The sequence below is a fragment of the Empedobacter sp. R750 genome, assembly GCF_030324345.1.
Classification (GTDB): Bacteria; Bacteroidota; Bacteroidia; order Flavobacteriales; family Weeksellaceae; genus Empedobacter; species Empedobacter falsenii_C.
This window is the reverse complement of sequence record NZ_JACAGF010000003.1, coordinates 264,900-287,857: the sequence shown is the minus strand read 5'-3', so window position 1 is coordinate 287,857 and position 22,958 is coordinate 264,900. Positions and strand designations below refer to the sequence as shown.

Genomic DNA, 22,958 nt, shown 5'->3' with positions numbered 1-22,958 from the left:
ATAGAGATGATTTTATGAATAAAAAGGTTGGTTTGATTTTTAGAAATAATTGATTTCGAATATTTGGATTTATGTAATATCTTTAACCATCTCTACTTTCCTTTAAAATAGCTATTATTTAAATGGAAAATTATCCCATCCCAACGAACGAAAAGCAAAGATTGCAAGCGGTTTACGATTATAATTTACAAGCGCATGATAAAGACGAAGAATTAGAAGTTTTTGCAAATGCTGCGAGTTTGATTTGTAATGCGCCAATTGCGTTAGTTTCTGTTTTTGATGAAAACTATCAAGTGATTAAAGCAAATTGTGGAATCGAGGTAGATATTGTTCCGCGTCAACAAACAATATGTCAATTTTCTTTGGTAGAAAATGAAATTTTGGTGATTGATGATGTGACGAAATTTGAACCTGCAAAAAATATTGCTGGTGTAAAAGCTGCAAATATTCAGTTCTATGCTGGTGTTCCGTTGATTGATGACAATGGGAATGCGTTGGGAACATTATGTGTAAACGACCATTATCCAAGAACGTTGGACGAAAAACAACGTAATTTATTGATTCAACTTGGGAAAAATATTACCAAATTATTGGTGAGTAAAAAGCGCAAAAAAGATGCGGCTTACTTTCAAAATATCTATAAAATATCTAATAATCTGATTGGAGTTGCTGATATTAATGGTGTTTTAAAATCTATAAATCCTGCTTTCAAAGAGGTTTTGGGGATGAAAAAAGAATTTCCTATTGTAGAAAGAAATTTTATAGATTTTGTTGCTGAAAAGGATAAAACGAAAGTCAATACCTATTTATCAAATCTTAAAAATAATACAGATTCTATCAATTTTAAATGTTTGATGTGTTCTCCTGAATCTCAAGAAGAGAAGTTGGTGGAATGGTACACAAAATCGAATTTAAAAATTGATAACGAAATCTTTTTCTTTGGTCGAGATATCACGCTAGAAAATTCGAAAAAAGTAGAATTAGAAAACAGCGAACGTAAGTTTAGAAATTTCTTCAATTCTTCGCTTGGTTTGATGACGATTCACGATTTGGATGGAAATATTTTGTCGATAAATAAGACGGGATTAGAATCTATGGGCTATTCAGAAAGTGAAGCAAAAGATTTGAATCTGAAAAATTTAATTCCAAAAGCTAATCAAAAAGAATATCAAACCTATATCGAAACAATTTTGAGTAAAAAGCAAGATTCTGGATTGATGAGTTTGATTAAGAAAGATGGTTCGTTGACATATTGGTTATACAGCAATATTTTGGACAAAGATAACGAAGGAAATCCTGTTGTAATGAGCACTGCGGTGGATATGACGCAAAGAACTTTGTTGGAAAGAGATCTTAATCGTGTTAGTCAATTGTTAGATCATACATACGAAGTTGCAAATGTTGGAGGTTGGAAATATGATTTGATTCAACAAAAATTAATTTGGGCAGATACGACGAAAAAAATCCACGAAGTTGAACCAGATTATGAACCAAATGTAGAAACTGCACTTCATTTTTATGAAGCTAAAAGTAGTTATCCAAAAATCAAGAAAGCCTTTAGAGATGCCGTAGAAAAAGGGATTGAATATGATATGGAATTGCAAATCGTTACGCAAAATGGAAAAACAATTTGGGTAAGATGCAAAGGAATTCCAGAATTTGTAAATGGTGAATGTGTTAGCGTTTTTGGAATTTTTCAGGATATTAATGAAAGGAAACGTTATACGTTAGAATTGGCTCGACAAAAAGCCATTTTCGAAACGTTTATTAATCACGTACCTGCTTCTGTTGCAATGTTTGATAATGAAATGAATTATCTGACTTTGAGTAATCAATGGAGTGATGAATTTGCGATAAAAAAGAAAAATGTGATCGGAAAATCTCATTACGAAATGTATGATGTTCCAGCAGAAAGAAAAGCAATTTACGATGCTTGTTTGCAAGGCGAAAATTATTCGAATGATGATACCATTTATCGCACACCAAAATATGATACGGATCAACACTATTCGTGGGCGATTCATCCGTGGTATATCAACAAAAAACAGATTGGCGGTTTGATTATGTTTTCGCAAAATATAACAGAATCTGTTAAGAAAAATAAAGAGCTTAAAAAAGCGAAAAAGAATGCGGATATCGCTAGTAAAGCGAAGTCTGAGTTTTTGGCAAATATGAGTCACGAGATTCGAACGCCATTAAATGGTGTGATTGGTTTCTCTGATTTATTGTTGAAAACGCCACTTAATCCAACTCAAAAACAATATTTGAATTTTATTAATGATTCTGCAAATTCATTATTGTCAATAATAAATGACATTTTAGATTTCTCTAAAATTGAATCAGGTCGAATGGATGTTTCGATAGAAAAAAATAATCTGTTCGAGTTAGGAAATCAAGTAATCAATGTGATTCTTTATCAAGCCGAAAACAAAAAAATTGAATTGTTGTTGAATATAGATAATAATTTACCTCAATTTATTTGGATTGACGAAGCTCGATTGAAACAAGTGCTAATTAATCTACTTGGAAACGCTGTGAAATTTACGGATAGTGGAGAAATAGAACTAAAAATTAGTCCAGTTGAACCAATTGTGAAAGGAGAAAAAGCAAAACTGAGATTCTCTGTTCGTGATACAGGAATTGGGATAAAACCAGAAAAACAAGCTAAGATTTTTGATGCATTTACACAAGAGGATAGTACTGTTAGCAAACGTTTCGGAGGAACAGGTTTAGGTTTAACAATTTCGAATAAATTATTAAATTATTTCGGAAGTCATCTAGAATTGCAAAGCGAAATAGATAAAGGTTCTACATTTTTCTTTGATTTAGAAGTTGATTACGAATATAATATTGAGCAACAATTTGATCATTTGGACGAAATAAATCATGTGTTGATTGTAGATGATAATCAGAGTAATCAAATGATTTTGCAACATATGTTGAAGTTCAAAAATATAACATCTGATATTGCGAACAATGGAATGGAAGCGCTTCAGAAAGTTTTGAATGGCGATGTTTACGATGTTATTTTGATGGATTATCACATGCCAGTTTTGAATGGTTTAGAAACAATTCAGAAAATAAAAGAGTATTTTATAACAAAGAACACAAAAACTCCTTTAGTATTATTGCATAGTTCTTCTGAGGATGAATATCTAATTCAGAAAGCAAAAGAATTGGGAATTACTTCGCGTTTGTTGAAACCAATTAAGTCAGAAGAATTGTTTGATACGCTGCGTAAAACAATTATTGATTCGAAAGAAATTCAAACCATAGAAATTGAAAATCAAGAAGAAATTTCACAAGATTTTTCGAAACAATTTCACATTTTAATTGCTGATGATAATTTGGTGAATATGGCTTTAAATCAGCAGATTATCAAAAATATTGCGCCAAATTCTATTTTATATACAGCTACAAATGGAGCGGAAGCGGTATCGGTTTGTCAAGAAAATAAGGTTGATTTAATCTTGATGGATATTCAAATGCCAGAAATGAATGGTATTGAAGCAACTAAGGTTATTCGTTTATTAAACAATTTTCGAGAAACACCGATTATAGCTGTAACTGCAGGAAATGTAAAAGGCGAAAAGGAAAAATGTCTTGATGCTGGATTGAATGATTTCTTAGCAAAACCAATTCGAGAAAAAGATATTTTTGATGTCCTAGAAAAATGGTTAGACTTTTCTCAATATGAAAAGCTTGAAACCAATGATTTTGGAAATCACCTTGATCTTTCGATGATAAATAATTATACGAAAGATGACGAATCGTTTAGAAAAACGTTTATCGAAATAATTATTGATGAGTTAGAGAAATCTATACTAGAATTTGAAACTTATTTCAACAAACAAAATTTAGAAGGATTAAATCAATTAGGTCATAAAGTAAAAGGAACAGCAAAAACCGCTGGACTTACAATTTTGGCTGATTTAACCGAACAAATAGAAAAATCAACTTCAATCAATTACCTACAAGAAAACCAGCTGATTATTAAAGTGAAAACCGAAATAGAATTAGTTATTAACTATTTAAATAATATTTAAAAACCAATATTATGCAGATTTTAATTGCCGAAGACGATGAATTGATTTTAAAAACAATTGAGCACAAACTGAAAAAAGAAGGTTACAAAGTTGTTTTAACACGAAATGGAAAAGAAGCAATCAGTAAGATTGAGACTGAAGATATTGATTTGATTATTACCGATATTATGATGCCTTTTGCGTCTGGTTTGGAGATTATTAGTGCTGTTAGAAAAAGTAAGAATTCCGATACACCAATGATTATTTTGTCTTCTTTAGGGCAAGAAGATGTGGTAGTGGAAGCATTTAATTTGGGTGCAAATGATTTTATGGTGAAACCATTTAGTCCTATTGAATTGTCGGTTCGCGTGAAGAAATTGCTAAAATAAAAGCATGATTATCCTACAAATAATAACCTATTCCGAGTTAGTCGTAGGAATTTATATTCTGCTTATTTTACTTTTTTTGATAATCATTTATACATTGTTGAAAAGTATAATTGAGTATAAAATCATTACTAAGAAAAATAAGTGGAATGCGATTATTGATCAAGAAATTTATGAAACAATTTTGGATGATGAGCCGAATTCGAATAATGATTTTAAGGATTATTTGAAATCAAGTTCATTCAAACATTATTTTATCAAAAAATTATTAAAAGCAGAACAAAATTTTTCTGGAAATTCGAAAGAAAACATTCGAAATTTATTTGATCATTATCAACTAAAAAAAATATCCTTACAGAAATTAAATAGTCAAAAAGATTACGAAATCGCCGAAGCAATACAGGAAGTTACGGCGATGAATCATGTTGAAACTTTACCGAAAATAAAAAGTATGTTACAGCATAAAAATGATTTAGTTCGATCTGAAGCGCAATATGGTTTAGCAAAATTTTCTGGTTTCGAAGGCTTATTTTTTTTGGATAATTTACAGGAACAATTGACGGATTGGCAGCAATTGAAATTGTTGGATGCAATTACAATTTTACCGAATAATGATGAGGTTTATGTCATAATTTCGAATTGGTTGAAATCACCTAATCAAAGTGTGAAAATTCTAGCAATGAAATTAATTCGCAAGTTTCAATTGTTACAAATGCACGATTTGGTCGCAGATAATTTGCATGATTCTGATGAAAAAGTTGTTAAAGAAACGATTAAAACATTAGTCAGAATCGAAGATGATTCAACTTCAAAACTATTGATTGAAAAATATCAAACGTGTAACGAAAAGTTTCAAATTCAAATTTTAAAAGCCTTAGAAAAAATTTCTAATCCAGAAAATAACACATTTTTAGAAACTCAAGCAAAGGAAAATCCTTCATTTTCTGTCAAAAAAGCAAGTGTAAAAGCGTTAAATAATTGTTGTTCAAAAACCGATTTACAAAAACTTGCATATCAATCAAATTCTCTTGAATTAAAACAAATTATTAATCAAATTATCCAAGAAAACTAATCATGAATTGGCTAGAAACGGCTTTCGATTTTTTTATTTACGGCTTCCTTTTTTATTCAATCCTATTAATTTTAGTTTACGGTTGGATAGGTTATTATGCAAAAGGAGCGATAAAATCTTATATCCAAAAAAACAGTTTTACGGATTACTCGCTTATTGCAACATCGCCAAATGCGCCAACTTTTAGCCTTATTGCGCCCGCTTATAATGAAGGTGCAACGATTGTGGAGAACGTGCGTTCGTTGTTGTCGTTGTATTACAATCAGCTCGAAATTATTATTGTAAATGATGGTTCTAAAGATGATTCGTTGCAACGATTAATTGAAGCGTATGATTTGATTAAAATTGATTATTTCGTTGAAGGAAATATCGAAACGAAACCAATTAATGCAATTTATAAAAGTACAAATCCTGTTTTCAAGAAATTAATTATTGTTGACAAAGTAAATGGAGGAAAATCGGATGCGCTAAATGTCGGAATTAATATTGCAACAAACGATTATATTGTTTGTATTGATGTCGATTGTATTTTAGAACAAGATGCGATTCTGAAGCTTGCAAAACCGTTTATGGATGAGGCAAAAGCGAAAGTAATTGCATGTGGTGGTGTCATTCGTCTGGCGAATAATTGTACCATTGTTGATGGAAAAATTGTCGATGTTAATTTGCCAAAAACTCGTTTAGGAAGAGCGCAAGCGTTAGAATATATTCGAGCATTTCTTTTGGGAAGAATGGCGTGGTCGCGCGCCAATGGTTTGATGCTTATTTCGGGTGCTTTTGGTGCTTTTGATCGTGAAATTGTGCTTCAATGTGGCGGTTACGATCACGATACAGTTGGCGAAGATATGGAGCTTGTTGTGCGAATGCGACGTTATATGCACGAACAAAAATTGGCCTATAAAGTGGTGAATATTCCCGTTCCGCTTTGTTGGACAGAAGTGCCAGAAAGTAAAGAAATTTTAACCAAACAACGTAATCGTTGGATGCGTGGAACGATAGAAACATTGTGGAAACATCGTATTTTATTTTTCAATCCGAAATATGGAAAACTTGGAATGATGAGTTATCCGTATTGGTTTTTCTTCGAATTTTTAGGGCCGATTATCGAATACATTGGTTGGATCATTTTCATAGTTTTATTCTTTTTAGGATTAATAAATTGGCATATTTTCTTTCCTTTAATGGCTTTTGTATTGCTTTACGGAATTTTATATTCGATTTATGCCATTCTGATTGATTTGATGACGTATAATGTTTATCACAAAAAAGGCGATATTCCGAAATTATTTTTTACGGCGTTTATAGAGCCGTTTACATTTCATCCGTTTGTTGTGATGGCAGGGATGAAAGGGGTGAAGGATTTCTTTCTGAAAAATAATTCGTGGGGAGAAATGACACGACAAGGTTTTGGTGGAAATCAAGCGAAAGAATTATCTATTTGGCAAAAACTGAAACTTGGATTCATTAATTTAGTTCAGCAAACTACGTTTATTTCGTTTGTTTATTTGTTACTTTTTGGATTGTCATCAATTCTTGAATTTTATCTTTATAAAGAAAATCTTACAACAACTTCTAATCAAACTTTATTTTTTGACTTATTCGTACATAATATCGATTTTGCTTTAGATAGTATTTTTGTGGTGAGTTTTATTTATTTTTTGTTGCAATTTTATTCGATAAGTTGGGCAAAAAAATGGATCGTTTTTGCGTATTCTTTTTTAATCATTTCAAATGTTTTATTGATTAAATATTTTCAAACAACACTTAATTTATTAGGTTCAGATTTGTTTTCTTATACGTTCGAAGAATTGAAATTAATTATTGGTGCATCAGGCGTTGTAAATATTACAAACATTCTTTTGTCAATCGTTGCAATTGCTATTTTAACAACGATTTTTATTTACAGTTATAGATTAAAAATCAATCAAAAAATTCTTCAATTACCATTAATAATTTTGAGTTTTTTATCGCTTATTATTCCAATTAATTTGTATTTAAAAAGTACTCAAAATGATGAGTTTTCATCTAATCTAACTTTGAGTAAATCGTCTTATTTTTTCTCAAATTCGATTGAACAATATGCAGAAGATAAACTTTCGGAAATTGACTTTTTAAACTCAAATTCGAGTTCAAATAATGAAGATAATCTACATTATTTTGATAAAACTAATTATCCATTTTTGTATCAAGATGAGAATAAAAATTTCTTCGCGGATCAATTTAATCTAACAACAGAAAAACCGAATGTTGTTTTTATTGTGATTGAAGGTTTGGGACGAGCTTTTAGTAACGAAGGTGCATATTTAGGTTCTTTTACTCCATATATCGATCAGCTTTCAAAAAAGAGTTTGTATTGGGAAAATGGATTAAGTACCACTGGAAGAACATATGGAGTTTTACCTGGATTGACGGGTTCTTTGCCATTTGCTGAAAATGGTTTTATGGAACAAAAAAACTTACCTCAACATTTCAATTTGTTTAATTTGTTGAAAAGTAATGGTTATAAAACTGGTTATTTTTATGGTGGTGATGCTGATTTTGATTTTATGTCGAAATACTTGAATTATTCAGGTGTTGAAACTATTATTGATGAAAATGATTACGAAAGTAATTATGCTAAAATTCCATCAAATAATGGATTTTCTTGGGGATTTGACGATCATTCAGTGTTCAAAAAGTATTTAGCAACGCAGAAAGAAAATAATCAACCGTATTTTAATGTTTTGATGACGTTAGCGACGCATAGTCCTTTCTTAATAAACAATGTTGAGAAATATAATAAACAGTTTGAATCGTTGATTAAATCACGAAATTATGATGTGACAACTTTGACGACAGTAAAAAAATACAAACAACAATTGGTTACTTTTTTGAGTGTTGACGAAGCTGTAAAAAACTTTTTCGAAGCTTATCAAAAACGTTCAGATTTTAATCAAACTATTTTTGTGATTACTGGAGATCATCGAATGCCAGAAGTTCCGATGGAGACAAAGATTGATCGTTTTCATGTTCCGATTATTGTCTATTCTCCTTTGTTGAAGTCACCGAAAAAGATGTCAAATATTGTGACGCATTTTGATGTTGCGCCAACTTTTGTGACATATTTTAGAGATTCGTATAAATTGAAATTGCCAAATTACGTGACTTGGATGGGACAAAATCTTGAAAATGGAAAAGCGAATTACAGAAAACAAGGTGTTCCGTTGATGCAAAATAAAAATATTTTGGATGATTATGTTTTCCAAAATTATCATTTATCGGGAGGAAAATTATTTCGAATCGAAAAGAATTTAACAGAAGAAATTGAACAAAATTCGAAAATGGAAACAGAGTTGAAAAATCGATTGAAAAGCTTTAAAACAAAAAACCATTCTTTGAAAAATACTCAAAAAATGGTTCCTGATTCTATATTTAATCGTTATATCAATTAGAATTTTCGGCTGTACGAGACACTTATATCAAATTGATTTCCTTTTTGATTTGGACGATATTCTTGATTGTAATAATTTGCACCAATTGAAATTAAATTTAAATCATTGATCGAAAAATTATAATCTGCTCCAATTTTGAAGGACTTCAATTTGTAAGTTGTATCCTCTAAAAGGTTGTTGTTAAAATCTTCAGGCGAAATACCTGTACCAATCGCTAAGCTTAAATAATTGTTTGCATCGCCCGTATAATAACGCGTTGTGAATGTATACGAATGCGAAATATTGTTGTTACTTGGCGTTACAAATGCACGTAAATTGAACCAATAATTTTTATAATATTTCCCAATTGATCCAGTAAACATCCAAACATCATCCGAAAAATGAAGCTGACGATAACCTAATTCGGCTTCAAAACTTTTAGGTAAATTAGCGTAAAGAGAGGCTCCTGTGCGATATTTAGGGAAAATTCCGTCACTATCCGAATATCCACCGCCAACGTACATGTAAAATGTATTAGAAAGTCTTGGATAAGCTTCTACTTCATATTGAACACCGTTATCTTTAAATTTGTTTGCGTAATTTACTTTAAAGACCAATGAACCTATCGAAGTTTGTCTTTTATAACTAACCGAAACTTGATGCCAATCATCTGCAAATTGCTTGTCAAAATGTGAGTAATTATAATTTACACCAATTGCATTTTTAGTATTATTGATTTCGATTCGATTTGCTAATTCTCGTGCTTCCGTATTTTTAGGATTAATTGCTAATAATTCTTTGATTGTTTTTGAAGCTTCTTCATAAGCATTATTCGAATTAAGAACTTTAGCTTTCAATAACAATAATTCTTCATTTTTAGGATATTTAATTAATCCACGATCAATGATAGAAACGGCTTCTGTATAATTATCATTCCAATATTCAAGTGATGTGTAAGCTAAATAGAAATCGGTAGATGGATCCATGTTTTTTTCAACATTCTGAAAAACTTTTCTCGCTTCTTCGGTTTCATCATTCCACGTATATATTCGTCCCAAAAAAACAGCGATATCTGTATATTCTGGCGACTGATCCAACGCTTGTAATGCAAGTTTCTTGGCAGTTGTATAATCTTTTTCTTCGAAAGCTTTGTGACGCGCTTCTTGAAATAAATCATCCGAACTTTTCGATTCTTGGCTATACGAAAATAAAGGTAAAAAGGTAAGAGTAAAGAGTGTTTTTCTTAGAAATGATTTTTGAATCATGTGATAAAAACGTGCTTTATTATGAGGATAAAGATATAATTATTTGGAGCATAAAAAAAGCTCAAGAAATAAATTCTTGAGCTTTGTTGTACCTCAGGCGGGACTTGAACCCGCACGTCCTAATGGACACAGGATTTTAAGTCCTGCGTGTCTACCAATTCCACCACCAAGGCATCCACTTCTAGGAAAGAAGTTGAGCGGGAAACGAGACTCGAACTCGCAACATTCAGCTTGGAAGGCTGACGCTCTACCAATTGAGCTATTCCCGCGTGTAAATTGTAAAAATCAAATTAAAAAGTACCTCAGGCGGGACTTGAACCCGCACGTCCTAATGGACACAGGATTTTAAGTCCTGCGTGTCTACCAATTCCACCACCAAGGCAAAATTTGATTTTTATGAATTTTTATATTTCAAAGAGCGGGAAACGGGGCTCGAACCCGCGACCTCAACCTTGGCAAGGTTGCGCTCTACCAGCTGAGCTATTCTCGCGATTGGAGTGCAAATATATAAAATCAATTTCTAATAATCCAAATCAAATTTGAATAAAATTTTAAAAATATATTTGCACTTATTTTAATTAGTTGATAGGCATTAACATATCAGCTACTTCTTTTATTTTATCTTTCATCTTTTTACGGTGAACGATCATATCAACGAAGCCTTTTTCTAATAAAAACTCAGAAGTTTGGAATCCTTCTGGTAAATCTCTACCAATAGTTTCTTTGATAACACGTGGTCCAGCGAATCCAATTAATGCTCCTGGTTCTGCCATGATAATGTCACCAATTGATCCGAAAGATGCTGTAATTCCTCCAAAAGATGGATTTGTTAAGATTGTAATATAAGGAATATTGTTGTCTGCTAATTGAATTAATTTAGCTTCTACTTTTGCTAATTGCATCAACGAAATTGCAGCTTCCATCATACGCGCACCACCAGATTGTGTAATGATAATATAAGGTGTTTTGTGTTTGATAGAATAATCAATTGCACGAGCAATTTTTTCTCCCATTACAGATCCTAAAGAACCTCCAATAAATTTGAAATCCATACAAGAAATTGTAATGTCACGTCCATGAATTTTTCCAGTCGCATTGCGAATAGAATCTGTCATTCCCGTTTTCTTTTTAATTTCTTTTAAACGATCTTTATAAGGTTTTGTATCTGTCCAATTTAATGGGTCTTTACTTTCTACTTTTACATCTAATTCTGTGAATTTACTATCATCAAATAAGATATCAAAGTATTCTTGAGAACCAATTTGTACGTGATGATCATCCTCTGGACTTACATACGCATTTGCTTTCAGTTCTTCAGTTTCAATAATTTTTCCTGATGGCGTTTTATACCATAAGCCTTTCTTAACGTCTTTTTTAGACTCTGTAGGCGTTGTAATATTTTTCTTGCTTCTAATAAACCAAGGCATATTCTCTGTTTTTATTTGATAGAAATAATCTTAAAGAAAAGATTATCCTAAAGTATTAACATTATTTAAATCGTGGAAAGCTTGGATTAATCTATCTTTGAAAGAAACCTCTCCAGCTCTTAACCACACGCGTGGATCATAATATTTCTTGTTAGGAGATTCTGGACCTTCTGGGTTTCCAATTTGTCCTTGTAAATAAGCTGCGTTTTCGTCAAAATATTTACGAATTCCTTCCATAAATGCATATTGTAAATCTGTATCAATATTCATTTTGATAACTCCGTAGCTAATTGCTTCTCTAATTTCTTCTAAAGTAGAACCAGAACCTCCGTGGAATACGAAGTTAACAGCGTTGTCTACACCATACTTTTCGTTGATGTATTTTTGCGAGTTATCTAAAATTTTAGGAGTCAAGACAACATTTCCTGGTTTGTAAACACCGTGTACATTACCAAATGCTGCTGCAATCCAGAAATTATCAGAAATAGATTTTAAGTTTTCGTAAACGTAAGCAACTTCTTCTGGTTGAGTGTATAATAATGAATTGTCAACATTAGAATTGTCAACACCATCTTCTTCACCACCTGTGATACCTAATTCCATCTCCAAAGTCATTCCAACTTTAGACATTCTTTCTAAGTATCTTTTGCACGTTTCTACGTTTTCTTCTAAAGGCTCTTCAGACAAATCTAACATGTGAGAACTAAATAAAGTCTTTCCGAATTTATTAAAATGTTCTTCGTTAGCGTCCATAATTCCATCAATCCAAGACAATAATTTTTTTGCACAATGGTCTGTATGTAAAATTACAGTAGCGCCGTAAGACTCAGCTAAAGTGTGAATATGTTTTGCTCCCGCAATAGCACCTTTGATAGCAGAAAGTTGATTTTCTCCTTTTAATCCTTTTCCGGCATTAAAAGCAGCACCTCCGTTAGAAAATTGAATAATAACTGGAGAGTTTACTTCAACTGCAGCTTCCATTGCAGCGTTAATAGTATCTGAACCGATGACATTACACGCTGGTAAAGCGTATTGATTTGCTTTTGCATCATTGATAATGTCTTGAACTAATGAACCGGTAGCAACACCGGCAGGAAATTTTCTGCTCATTATGTTAGTATTTTGTGAAACAAATATAGATGTTTTTTTAGAAAGGATAATTAATTCCGAAGTGGATTCTTGGTTTAAGCAAATTAAAATTGTCAAATTGCCAGCGATCACCTAATTCATAAGAAGGGTCATAAATTTTGTAACCCAAATCAAATCTTACAATTGCAAACGTACCAATGTGATAACGGAAACCTAATCCAGAACCAATTCCGAATTCTTTGTAAAAATCTTTGAACTTAAATAATGTTTCTGGTCGATTTTTATTAACACCCCAAATATTACCAGCATCAAGAAAATAAGCACCTTCCAAACTTCCAAAAAGATTGAAGCGATATTCAGCATTGAATAATAATTTCATGCTTTCAAATTCTAAACTTTGATTTTTAGAATCGATACGTGGTTTACTTCCAGGCCCCAATGTTAAAGGTGCCCAACCACGAACATCATTTGCTCCTCCAGCCGAATAACTTCTTACAAAGGGTGCAACATCTGAGTTTCCATATGGTTGAATGATTCCGAATAAGAAACGTCCTGCTACGCTAGAATTTGAATTTAATTTGAATTTTCGTCTAACATCCACATCAAATTTTACGAATTGTGAATAAGGAATTCCAAAGATCAAACCTGCTTGATTTCCATCTCGATCTGGTTCTGCTTTATTAAAACCAAAAGCCTTGTCTAAACCTCTTAATACATTTCCGGCTAATTCAATTCTTGCTTGAATAAACCAAGGATTACTTTTTGGTCGAAATGAATTTTCTTGATTAAATGTAAATTGATAGATAAAAGAGTTGATTAACACATTTTGAGAAATATTAGCTTTTCTATATAACATATTCTCAAAATCAACATACAACTTTGCATCTTCTCCTGTTAATGAACTTTGGAATCCTTTGTCAGCTTCGATTGCGTCTGTTAATTCATCGTCCGTTACATAAATTGGTGCATTAGGATTGTATGCGTAATATAAATTTTTTACTTCGTTTTTTGTATTATTATCTTTTGTAAATACTTCATAATAGCGATCTTTTTTTCGATTACTAATAAATTCCGTATTAAATAAAGAGACTTTGTGTTGAAACTCCGAACTCGAAATATCCATATCAAAACCAAAACCATAAGTTGTTTTGTCTAAACCTACATTTTTCTGCGTACTTGCATTCATTCGAATAGCAGATTCGGCAGTAAAACGTTTTGGTAAAATATTATCAAGATTAATTGGTGTCAATAAATAAGGAAACTTCAACTTTGTTTCGATTGCGATTTCATAAGCATTTAAGAATGCTTTATTCATTGAGAAATCTTTGTTGACAGAACCTAAAGTTCCTTTTAAAGTTGTTTCTAAATTTTCTCCTCCTCCAAATAAATTTCTCGAAGTTAAAGTCATCCCGGGAGAAATCGCAAAATTCATATAGCGAGAAGCATAACTTTCGACAAAGAGATTCAAGTCATATTTCTTTTTTGGCGTAAAGAAAACATCTATATTTAGGATAGAATCTTGTTTATTAATTCGGAATCCATGTAAGTTAATGTTCTCTTTCTTGAAAATATTACGTTTTGTCTGAATTTCTTGTCGTTGACGATACAGTTGACCAGGACGAATTACAAATGCATCTGTAAAATATCTTGGTCGATATTCTGGCTCTTTTGTATATAAAACGTTATAATCTTTATATTCTTCTTTGATTAATTTACTTTCATCATCAACAAAACTGCGAGAATCTGCATAAATATTTATCTTCCCAAAACGATATTGTGTAAAAGGTGTAATGCTATCCGTTTTCAAAGAATCTTGAATATATTTATCAATAAACATCGTTACATCAAGGCGTTTGTTACTTTTTAATGTATCCGCTTCAAAATATAAATCTTCGCCCGAATCATTGAAATCATAGTAACCTCTATTCTTTAACAAATCGATAATACGATCGCGTTCTTCCTCAAATTTGTCAAAATTATATTGATCTCCAGCATGCAAAACAGTTTGTTTTCCAAGAGGAGAATTCAAGTATTCTTCTATTTTTTGATCAGCTATTTTTTGATCATATGTTTCGATATAAGAAGGTTCACCTAACTTAATATCATAAATTGTTTCTGCTTTTTTTGCAACAGAATCTTTATCATAGGAAACTGCTACTTTCGAATCGAAATAACCTTTATCATGAAATAATCTATTTAAGTTCTTTGCTGAAAATTCTGATTGTTGTTCATCTAACAAAACTGGCGCTTCACCTTGATTATAATAAAGACGTTCTTTCCATAAACTTTGCCCAACATATTCGCTCAGATTATTCTTCGTTAGTAAACTGTCCAATAATTTTTGGTTACGAACCGAAGCATCTTGTCTATAATATTCCTGAAAAGTTTCATCAAATTTCGCAGGAGACCAATTGTAAACCCATTGCCAAAGAGGGAAAAAACCAAGGAACTTACCAGCTGGCTTTTGTTTCACATAATCACTTAAATCTTTGTTGATTATAGTTTTTTTCTTCTTAATATCGGGATCTTCTTTATCGTAGATAAATTTGTTTTTTACAAACAAATATTCTCCTTCAGGAACTTTTTTAGTTGTACTACAGCTATAAAAAAGTAAACCTAAACAAGAGATAAGTGTTATATTTGTTGTAATTTTTTTTTGCATAAATATGTTATCAAATAACGTTATTAAGATAATAACTTCTCTGGGTTCTAAAAAATATAGACAAAAATATAATTTGTTTGTCGTAGAAGGTGTTAAAAATATCGGGGAAGTTATAAAAAGTTCTATAAATATTAAAGAATTATTTATAATTGAAGACTTTTGGCCAGAAGCTACACACATCAAAAAGACTTTTATTGAAGAAAAAGATTTGAAAAAAATCAGTTTTTTAACTACTCCGAATGTAGGTTTAGCACTTTGTGAGTTACCTAATTATGATGAAAATATCAAGTTAAATGGTTTGAGTATTGCCTTGGATGATATTCGCGATCCAGGTAATTTAGGAACAATTATCCGCTTGGCAGATTGGTTTGGTGTAGAAGATATCTTGTGTACCAAAGAATCTGTGGATATGTACAACCCAAAAGTTGTGATGTCGACAATGGGATCTTTTACAAGAGTCAAAGTTCATTATATCGATTTGGAGAAATACTTATCTGACTATAAAGGAAACATTTTCGGAACTTTTATGGAAGGAGAATCTATTTATGAACAAATACTTCCACAAGAAGGTATCTTGGTTATGGGGAACGAAGCGAATGGAATTTCTCCAGAAATCGAGAAGTTAACGACACATAAACTAAGCATTCCGTTCTTTGGGAAAAATGGTTCTACCGAAAGTCTCAACGTTGCCGTTGCAACAAGTGTCATCTTAGGCGAATTTAAGTCTCAACTTTCTCACAAATCATAAAAAAAACTTAATGTTTATAAACGGGTAACTATTCCACAAATAAATATATACTTTAGTAGAAACAAACAATAAGATTAAGAAAAAACACATGAAATATGTAGCGGTTGTTCTTGCTTCTGCAATGCTATTTATGGGAAGCTGTAGCAAGAAAAACGAACAAAAAGAAGAAGTTAGAAAGAAGGATCCTCACGCTTTGCGCTATGATTCGTTGGATTGGAAAGCAGATTTCAAGCCAATGAAGTACACTCAAGCAGAACTTAATGACTACAGAAATAAACTAAACACCTTTTACAAAGACTTTTGGGTTGACGGAAAAGTGAGCGGAGGTTTGTTAGTTGTGAAAAATGGGCAAGTACTTTTAGAGGAATATCAAGGCATGGCAGACGAAAGACATAAGCGTCCAATCACTGCCGAAACGCCTATTCACATCGCATCTATCTCGAAAGTTTTTACATCTATGGCGATACTTAAGCTTGTAGAAAAAGGTAAAATCAAATTAGATCAAAAAGTAAATACAATATTAGAAGGTTTTCCTTACGATGATATCACGGTTCGTAATTTGCTAAATCACCGCAGTGGTTTGCCAAATTATGCCAACGTTTTATGGAATAACAAGAAGGTAATGATGGATCGAGAGAAACCAATTTCTAATCAAGATGTGTTAGATATCTTTAGAGAATTTGATGTTAAACAAATTCGTCCCGCAGACAAAGGGTTTTATTACTCGAATACCAACTTCGCTTTCCTTGCTTTAGTAATCGAAAAGATTATGAAAATGCCTTATCCGAAAGCGATGAAATACATGGTTTTTGATCCTCTTGAGATGAATCATACCTTTGTTTTTGACTATGATCGCGATAAAGATACAGTAGCACGTTCCTACAAATACAATGGTTATGAGTGGGCTTGGGATGATTTTGACCGCACGTATGGAGACAAAAATATCTACTCAACACCAAGAGATTTGTACAAGTTAGATGTTGCCATGTATTCAGACGATTTCTTACCGAAGAATATTAAGAAAGAAGCTTTCCAAGGATATAGTTATGAGCAGAAAGGTTTCAAGAATTATGGGCTTGGAATGCGCTTGTTAGAATATGACAATGGTAAAAAATTATTGTATCACAATGGATGGTGGCATGGGAATAACACCGTTTTTGTACACGATGTTAACAATCAATTTACAGTAATTGCATTAGGAAACAAGCAGAATAAGAATATATATAGTGCATTCAAATTAGCTGGACTTACAGGAACTTATCCGCTAAAAGCACCAAATAAAGATTCGATGAGGTTGCATAAACAACCAATTGTGCCAAAAACAACAGCAAAACTTTCGACTAAAGTTTCAAGATAATAGCAAGGCTTTCTTACATAAGGAAGCCTTTTTTATTTTTATGATGTAATGTATTTTATTGATAATCAATAGTTTTATTTTGATAATTAAATATAAAGTATTAAATTAGAGTTAATTAACAATTTAACTAAAAAACTTATTATCTATGGCTGTAAAATACAACGTTATTCAGAAGGCTTACCCAGGAGATCCTACGGGGCCTAAAAAGTTCTACGCAAATTCTATTGCAGATGGAGAAGTATCACTTCGAAATTTGAGTAAAGAAATTGCACAAACCTCATCTATTAGTGAGAGTGATGTGTATGCAACATTGATTGATTTGGCTAAAATGTTATCGAAACATTTGTCAGATGGAAAGATTGTTCGCTTAGGAGATTTTGGTTCTTTTCAAATAAGTATAAGTAGCGAAGGAGTGGATACTGCGAACAAAGTAAATTCTGCTTCTATAAAAAGTGCTAAAATACTTTTTAGACCTGGTCTCGATTTACGAGATACTTTAGCTACTTTAAAGTATGAAAAAAAGAAATAGTTGAGATAATTTTTCTAACTTCTAATTGAAGTAAATAAAAAACGTCAAGTGGTTTTCATTAAAATCACTTGACGTTTTGTTTAAAACCTCCTTAGGTTTTATATAAAAGGTAGGGAGGTTATATAAAATAGATTAATTGATTTTTTCTAACTCACATATATATTTATTATAATCAATCATTTCTATATAAATTATTTCTCCTTTTGTATTATATTTTAAGTTATAAGATGATGAATTAATTAAATTATCAATATGACCAAGATTTAAAAATGATTCAATTAAAAATACAGGATAATCTTTATTAGAATAAACAATATGTACATCAAAATTACCTGGTTGCATATAATAAGAATACTTTATTAATTGATTCTTTTCATTGAAATATTCAACAATATATCCTTCTTTAGTTTTTGATACAAGAGGTTTTGTTTGTTTTTTCTTACTGACTAATTGGTTAGGAAAAAAGGTAGGAGTATAATAATTAAAATGTTTATTATAGAATACTAAATCTAGTTTTTCTTTAGATTTTATCGTGTCAAAAGATTGAGTGTGTACTTCTCCACCTATATAGCATGTGTTTTTGAATATATATTCTTGAGAAAAAAGAGTTGTAGATATAGGTAGAAATAATAAGAAAATGAAATATTTTTTTAGCATAACTAATGATTAATCAGTTTTAATATAACAAGTTAACCTTAGTTAATATTGTTTGACTGAATAAAAAAGCTGCTAAATAATTATATTTAACAGCTTTCTAAGTTATTGAAATCTATATTTCTTACTGCTTAATGTCCATAATATCTCGCAATACATTTCCAAAGATATTAAACCCAAGAACCAATAACATAATCGCTAATCCCGGTAGGATAGCCAAATGTTGTTTCCCTAAAATAATATGATTATAATGTTCTTTGATGATGTTTCCCCAAGACGGAGTAGGAGGTTGTGCACCAATTCCAAGAAAACTAAGACCGCTTTCTACTAAAATTGCCGAAGCAAAATTGGCAGCAGATATAACGATAATAGGAGCAATGACATTAGGTAATATTTGGTTGAAGATAATTCTTGTGTCCGAAAATCCTAAAGCTTTTGCTGCTTCTACAAATTCTTTTTCTCTGTAGGATAGGAATTGTCCACGAACTACACGTGCAACTTCTACCCACATCGTTAGTCCAACTGCGATAAATATCTGCCAAAATCCTTTTCCAATAGCTAAGGTAATCGCAATAACCAATAGTAATGTTGGGATAGACCACACAACGTTTATCAACCACATTATTATGTTATCTGTTCGTCCCTTGTAATAACCTGCAAGAGCACCCAAGGAAATTCCGACAACTAATGAAATGAAAACAGCGATAAACCCGATAAGAAAAGAAATTCTTGTCCCGATGATTAACCTCGAATAAAAGTCTCTTCCGTAAGAATCTGTTCCAAGTAAATAGGTTTTTGTGTAGATAAAATCTTTCTCTATAGCTTGCGTTTTGATGTTATACTTTGTCCAAGTTGACAAATCTATCTTTACTGCTTCACCACTTAGTCCGTTCCCTATATACGGAACATAAGTAATGCTTTGTCCATCTCTTTTGTAAGATGTGATACTTATTTGTTCGGTATCGATCTCTTTGCCGAATATAAAATCAGAAAAGTTAGTCTTTCCTGAATAATTAGGTAAGGGGATTTCGATTGTTTTTTGCTGATAACCTATAGGTGAATATGCAATGGTTAGGTCTTGTCTGTTAGCATTTTCCGTTTTGTCGGACGCAAAGACATAAGCAAAAATAGAAATGATTGCAGCTAATACTATTACACTAAAAGAAAGAACACCAAGGGTGTTCTTTCTTAATTTATTGAATACGATATGAGAAAATGAACCGTTTTCTTGTTCCATTATTTAATGTCTCTTAAAACGTTAACAGCTTCGTTTAAATAAAAGTCTTTTTGCATTCCTTTGAACCAATTGTTACGTTTAGCTTTCAGCACAGTATCTGTTTTTGTAGTTGCCAAATCGTTTTGATTCATTGTAAATTTGAAATTGTTTTTATACTTGTCTAAAGCTTCGAATTTCTTGATTTTATCTTCGCGTGTTTTACGGTACGTTTTGTAATCTTCTAAGTTCAAAGGAATCTCTTTTACATCTTCCATTGATTTAATGAACTTGAAACTTTCGTTCATTAATGCTAAGTGAGCATTGTTTGCCAAACGAGTTTTACTATTCGTTTTAATCTTCGCTAAATCGAAAGCAGAAGGCCATTTTGCAATAACCAATGGTTTGATTTGATCCCAGTTCAAGGCTTCTGGACGAGAAGCTTCGCTGATATCTTCGTAAGTGAATTGATCAACTAATGCAATGTCCGACTGAACTCCTTTCAATTGTGTAGACCCTCCGTTTACTCGGTAGAATTTTTGTATTGTTAACTTAATAGCTCCTAACTCATCACTTCCCGACTGACGATCTAAAGGCAAGATTGTTTGTACAGTACCTTTACCAAAGGTTTGCGGTGAACCCACGATAACAGCGCGACCATAGTCTTGCATTGCTGCAGCAAAAATCTCTGACGCAGATGCAGAAAGCTCGTTAACCATTACTACTAAAGGCCCGTCGTATGCGATAGAATTATCTTTGTCTTCGTGAATTTTAAGCATTCCGTCCGAACGTCTCACCTGAACAATTGGTCCTTGATTGATAAACAATCCAGAGATTTTAACTACCTCTTCAAGAGAACCTCCACCATTATTTCTAACATCGAAAACAAGACCTTTGATGTTTTCTTTTTTCAAGATTTCAATTTCTTTCTTGATATCATCCGAAGGGTAACGTCCGCCTTCTTTACCCATCGGCGTATAGAACTCAGGTAAATAGATGATTCCGTATTTATCTCCTTTCTCGTCCGTAATAATAGATGAGCGAGCAAACACTTCCTCCGATTCAATTACTTCACGAATCAAAGAGATTGTTTGTTGAGAACCGTCTTTTTTCTGAATAGTCAAGACAACTTCTGTTCCTTTCTTCCCTTTAATTAGGCGAATAGCATCGCTCAAAATCATCCCAACGATGTTTTTAGCTTCACCATTTTTCCCTTGTGCAACTTTAATGATCTTGTCGCCAACTTCTAATTTATTGCTCTTCCAAGCTGGTCCGCCAACAATTAATTCAGCAATTGTAGCGTAACCTCTTTTGTCTTGTATTTTGGCTCCAATTCCTTCCATTTGTCCAGACATTTCGAACTCGAAATCCTCTTTACTTGTTGGAGAGAAGTATGTTGTGTGCGGATCGTATTGTTCTGTGAACGAGTTCATGTAAATAGAAAAATAGTTCTCGCGTTTTGTCTGTTTTATACGACGAAAATAGTCAGAAATCAAGTCTTTAACTTCTTCACGCGCCATTTTTTCTACTTCTGCAAAAGGAGTATCTTTTGTGATTTTCTTTTTCTCATCTGCCAAAGGATCTTTTACAGGTTTTATAGAAGAAGAGTTGTCTAAAGTATCTTTCTTTTGACCTTTTAATTCGTCTTGCATTGAAATGATTTCTAACATCACGTTATATTTCAAATATTTGCGCCACAAATCTTTCGCTTCGTTTTTATCTTTCGCGAATTTTGAGGTTTTATAATCGATGTTGAAATTCTCTTTTTGATTAAAATCAAAAGGTTTTGACAAGGCATCCATCGAATATTTTTCAGCTTCAGCAATACGTTTGTAGATTGTATCAACAGTTGAATTGTAAAAACCTAAGTTTTCTGATTTGTAATAATCATCTAAATTGTGATAATCTTTTTTGAATAGATCATAATCAGATTGCAATAAAAAACGTTTGCTTGGATCAATGTATTCTAAATATTTATTGAAAACATTTTCCGAAAATTTATCATCTACAGTAGCAGGTTTGTAATGTAGGTAAGTTAGGGTGTTTCGTGTATTTTTTACGATTAACTTTTCTCTTTCTTCATCTGTGTCTAACATGGGTTTGCAAAAGCAAAAAGCAAGCAAACTCATTGATAAAAACGATAGTAATACATACGTTTTTTTAATTAACATATTGCGTTGGTATTATATAAATTAATAATTTAAGACTCCTTCAAATATAAAACAAAAAAGAAATTAGAAGGAAGTTTTTTACATTTGTAAAAATGATGAATAAAAGTAAGAATAAAATATGGAAAGACCGCTAATTTTAGTTACAAATGATGATGGAGTAACTGCGCCTGGAATAAGAGCGTTGATAGAGATTGCAAAAGGATTTGGAGAAGTTTATGTTGTTGCGCCAGATAGTCCGCAAAGTGGAATGGGGCATGCGGTGACAATAAATTCGACATTGTTTTGCGATGAAATAGAAGTTGATGAAGATGTAAAAGAGTATGCGTGTTCTGGAACGCCAGTGGATTGTGTGAAATTGGCTGTTTCGCAAATTTTGCCTCGTAAACCAGATTTGTGTATTTCGGGAATTAATCACGGATCAAATTCGTCGGTGAATGTGATTTATTCGGGAACAATGTCTGCTGCTGTAGAAGCTGGAATTGAAGGAATTCCTGCGATTGGTTTTTCGTTGTGTGATTTTGCTTATAATGCAGATTTTAAAGCTGGAGAAGAATTTATTAAAACAATTATTGATCAAGTTTTAAAACATAAATTACCAAAAGGTGTGGTGTTGAACGTGAACATTCCGAAGTTGAAAGAACATGAAATAAAAGGAATAAAAGTTTGTCGTCAAGCTGATGCTAAATGGGAAGAAAAATTTGATAAACGTGAAGATCCTCGTGGAAGAACATATTATTGGATGAGTGGAGAGTTTAAAAATCTTGATAAAGGTGAAGATACAGACGAACGTGCTTTAGAAGAAGGTTATGTTTCGGTTGTGCCAGTTCGTTATGATTTGACAGCTCATCATTTTTTACCAGATTTAAGAAATTGGGATTTGTAGATTTGTTCTAAGTTCTAAGTTCTAAGTTCTAAGTTCTAAGTTCTAAGTTCTAAGTTCGTTGTGATTC

The 22,958-nt window shown here is 32.0% G+C and carries 15 protein-coding genes and 4 tRNA genes; 8 read left to right on the top strand and 11 right to left on the bottom strand.

Going from position 1 to position 22,958, the window contains the following annotated elements; translation table 11 throughout:
- The first annotated feature begins 122 nt into the window (after positions 1–122).
- The 4 genes from HXZ74_RS05450 to HXZ74_RS05435 are packed head-to-tail and all read left to right on the top strand — an operon-like array spanning position 123 to position 8,914.
- Positions 123–4,046, top strand: coding sequence for a response regulator (locus tag HXZ74_RS05450; RefSeq protein ID WP_286474204.1), 3,924 nt, complete (start codon positions 123–125; stop codon positions 4,044–4,046).
- An 11-nt stretch (positions 4,047–4,057) separates the two neighbouring features.
- Positions 4,058–4,414 (top strand): response regulator transcription factor, encoded by a 357-nt coding sequence (locus HXZ74_RS05445; protein ID WP_115001656.1) that lies wholly within the window; start codon positions 4,058–4,060, stop codon positions 4,412–4,414.
- Between the two features lie 4 nt (positions 4,415–4,418).
- Complete coding sequence (locus HXZ74_RS05440) at positions 4,419–5,483, top strand: HEAT repeat domain-containing protein (RefSeq protein WP_286474201.1); 1,065 nt, start codon at positions 4,419–4,421, stop codon at positions 5,481–5,483.
- Between the two features lie 2 nt (positions 5,484–5,485).
- Complete coding sequence (locus tag HXZ74_RS05435; RefSeq protein ID WP_286474199.1) at positions 5,486–8,914, top strand: sulfatase-like hydrolase/transferase; 3,429 nt, start codon at positions 5,486–5,488, stop codon at positions 8,912–8,914.
- On the opposite strand, the gene HXZ74_RS05430 is transcribed toward HXZ74_RS05435, so the two are convergent.
- The 8 genes from HXZ74_RS05430 to tamL all read right to left on the bottom strand — a co-directional run bounded on the left by HXZ74_RS05430 (position 8,911) and on the right by tamL (position 15,336).
- The gene (locus HXZ74_RS05430) at positions 8,911–10,158 is read right to left on the bottom strand and encodes a YaiO family outer membrane beta-barrel protein (protein WP_286474197.1); all 1,248 of its coding nucleotides are present in this window, start codon (positions 10,156–10,158) and stop codon (positions 8,911–8,913) included. The genes HXZ74_RS05435 and HXZ74_RS05430 overlap by 4 nt on opposite strands.
- Before the next feature lie 89 nt (positions 10,159–10,247).
- A tRNA-Leu gene (locus HXZ74_RS05425) sits at positions 10,248–10,331 on the bottom strand.
- A gap of 23 nt (positions 10,332–10,354) precedes the next feature.
- Positions 10,355–10,427 (bottom strand) — tRNA-Gly (locus tag HXZ74_RS05420).
- A 29-nt stretch (positions 10,428–10,456) separates the two neighbouring features.
- Positions 10,457–10,540, bottom strand: a tRNA-Leu gene (locus tag HXZ74_RS05415).
- 35 nt (positions 10,541–10,575) lie between these two features.
- Positions 10,576–10,648 (bottom strand) — tRNA-Gly (locus HXZ74_RS05410).
- 88 nt (positions 10,649–10,736) lie between these two features.
- Positions 10,737–11,585 carry an acetyl-CoA carboxylase, carboxyltransferase subunit beta gene (gene accD, locus HXZ74_RS05405; RefSeq protein ID WP_125350474.1) on the bottom strand — a complete coding sequence of 283 codons (849 nt, stop codon included), beginning with the start codon at positions 11,583–11,585 and terminating at the stop codon, positions 10,737–10,739.
- A gap of 42 nt (positions 11,586–11,627) precedes the next feature.
- The gene (fbaA, locus tag HXZ74_RS05400; protein WP_286474192.1) at positions 11,628–12,695 is read right to left on the bottom strand and encodes a class II fructose-bisphosphate aldolase; all 1,068 of its coding nucleotides are present in this window, start codon (positions 12,693–12,695) and stop codon (positions 11,628–11,630) included.
- A gap of 37 nt (positions 12,696–12,732) precedes the next feature.
- Complete coding sequence (gene tamL, locus HXZ74_RS05395; protein WP_280062805.1) at positions 12,733–15,336, bottom strand: translocation and assembly module lipoprotein TamL; 2,604 nt, start codon at positions 15,334–15,336, stop codon at positions 12,733–12,735.
- A gap of 4 nt (positions 15,337–15,340) precedes the next feature.
- Here tamL and HXZ74_RS05390 point away from each other — a divergent pair, with 4 nt between their 5' ends.
- The 3 genes from HXZ74_RS05390 to HXZ74_RS05380 all read left to right on the top strand — a co-directional run bounded on the left by HXZ74_RS05390 (position 15,341) and on the right by HXZ74_RS05380 (position 17,970).
- Positions 15,341–16,084: a TrmH family RNA methyltransferase gene (locus tag HXZ74_RS05390; protein ID WP_280051067.1), complete on the top strand. Its 744-nt coding sequence runs from the start codon at positions 15,341–15,343 to the stop codon at positions 16,082–16,084.
- A gap of 88 nt (positions 16,085–16,172) precedes the next feature.
- Complete coding sequence (locus HXZ74_RS05385) at positions 16,173–17,441, top strand: serine hydrolase domain-containing protein (RefSeq protein ID WP_286474189.1); 1,269 nt, start codon at positions 16,173–16,175, stop codon at positions 17,439–17,441.
- Positions 17,442–17,586: 145 nt separating this feature from the next.
- Positions 17,587–17,970, top strand: coding sequence for an HU family DNA-binding protein (locus HXZ74_RS05380; RefSeq protein WP_286474187.1), 384 nt, complete (start codon positions 17,587–17,589; stop codon positions 17,968–17,970).
- A gap of 132 nt (positions 17,971–18,102) precedes the next feature.
- On the opposite strand, the gene HXZ74_RS05375 is transcribed toward HXZ74_RS05380, so the two are convergent.
- The 3 genes from HXZ74_RS05375 to HXZ74_RS05365 form a co-directional block, all read right to left on the bottom strand.
- Entirely contained in the window at positions 18,103–18,627 is a 525-nt protein-coding gene (locus HXZ74_RS05375) for a hypothetical protein (protein ID WP_286474185.1), read from the bottom strand.
- Positions 18,628–18,748: 121 nt separating this feature from the next.
- On the bottom strand, positions 18,749–19,861 hold the full coding sequence (locus HXZ74_RS05370) for an ABC transporter permease (RefSeq protein ID WP_286474183.1): 1,113 nt from the start codon (positions 19,859–19,861) through the stop codon (positions 18,749–18,751).
- Positions 19,861–21,933, bottom strand: coding sequence for a carboxy terminal-processing peptidase (locus tag HXZ74_RS05365; RefSeq protein ID WP_286474181.1), 2,073 nt, complete (start codon positions 21,931–21,933; stop codon positions 19,861–19,863). Before HXZ74_RS05365 ends, HXZ74_RS05370 begins: the two co-directional genes overlap by 1 nt.
- A 193-nt stretch (positions 21,934–22,126) precedes the next feature.
- Between HXZ74_RS05365 and surE the strand changes: the two genes are divergently transcribed.
- Positions 22,127–22,891, top strand: coding sequence for a 5'/3'-nucleotidase SurE (gene surE / locus HXZ74_RS05360; protein WP_038333074.1), 765 nt, complete (start codon positions 22,127–22,129; stop codon positions 22,889–22,891).
- Positions 22,892–22,958 lie beyond the last annotated feature (67 nt).